Origin of the sequence: Streptosporangium sp. NPDC049046 (assembly GCF_040649155.1) — a bacterium.
Taxonomy (GTDB): Bacteria; Actinomycetota; Actinomycetes; order Streptosporangiales; family Streptosporangiaceae; genus Streptosporangium.
The window spans coordinates 1-1,339 of record NZ_JBEZEZ010000089.1; the positions used below are offsets into that span (position 1 = coordinate 1).

The following is a 1,339-nucleotide window of genomic DNA, read 5'->3' on the forward strand; positions in this document are numbered from 1 at the left end:
AGGTGTTGGCCGCCTCTGGTGGGGGTGCGGGTAGGGATGCTTTGTTCCAGGTGGAGTGGACGTCGTCGGTGGATCTTCCGGCGGCTGACGCGCTCCCGACGGCGATACTCGGCCAGGACGTTCTGGACATCACCCGCGCTTGGCAGGCGACCGGACGAGCGGCCTCCACTCATGTGGATCTGGCGTCGCTGGTTGAGGCGGGGCCGGTGCCGGGTGTGGTGCTGATGGAGGCGGTCTCGGATACGGCGGGCGAAGTGGTGGAGTCGGCGCATGCGCTGACCGCTCGCGTTCTGGACGTGGTGCAGGGGTGGCTGGCCGATGACCGGTTCGCCGATTCGCGTCTGGTGGTGGTGACCAGGGAAGCGGTGACGGCAGGGGACGGCGAGGTGGTGGCCGACCTGGCGGCCGCGGCGGTGTGGGGTTTGGTGCGCTCCGCGCGGCTGGAGAATCCTGACCGGTTCGTACTGGTGGACGTGGACGGACGGGAGTCTTCGCTGTCGGCACTGCCCGGTGTGCTCGCCGGGGTGCTGGCCTCGGGTGAGCCGCAGGTGGCGGTGCGCGATGGTGAGGTGCGGGTAGCGCGGCTGGCGCGGTTGGCCCCCGGCTCTCACCCTGACGGGGAGGCGAGCGGAGTCTGGAACCCCGAGGGGACGGTGTTGATCACTGGTGGTACGGGTGGTCTGGGGGGTTTGTTCGCGCGGCATGTGGTGGCCGAGCGTGGGGTGCGGCGTCTGCTGCTGACCAGCCGCCGGGGCCTGGACGCCCCTGGCGTGGTGGAGTTGCGGGCGGAGTTGATCGCGCATGGGGTCGAGGTGGAGGTCGTCGCGTGTGATGTGGCCGATCGGGATCAGGTGGCGGCGCTGCTGGCCGGGATCGATGCCGCGCATCCGTTGACGGCGGTGATCCATACCGCGGGTGTGCTGGACGACGGGACGATTCCGTCGTTGACGGCGGAGCGGTTGGATGCGGTGTTGCGGCCGAAGGTGGATGCGGCGTGGCATCTGCACGAGCTGACCCAAGACGAGGATTTGGCCGATTTCATCGTGTTCTCGTCGGTGGCGGGGACGTTCGGTGGGGCGGGGCAGGGCAACTACGCGGCGGCGAACGCGTTCTTGGACGCGTTGGCGGAGTATCGGCGCGGGCTGGGGCTGGCAGGGCGTTCGCTGGCGTGGGGTTCGTGGGAGCAGGACGCCGGGATGACGGGCGGGTTGGGTGAGGTGGATCTGCGGCGGTTGGCGCGTTCGGGGATGGTGGCGTTGTCGGCTGAGCAGGGGTTGGGGTTGTTCGAGGCGGCGGTGGGTTCGGGTGGGTCGGTGGTGGTGGCGGCGCGGTTTGATGT

Annotated in this window: 1 protein-coding gene; it reads left to right on the forward strand. The window is 69.7% G+C overall.

What is annotated here, in order from left to right; genetic code table 11:
* Positions 1-50: 50 nt before the first annotated feature.
* On the forward strand, positions 51-1,339 hold a 1,289-nt coding region (locus AB0B96_RS40820; protein ID WP_362907683.1), incomplete at its 3' end, for a beta-ketoacyl reductase.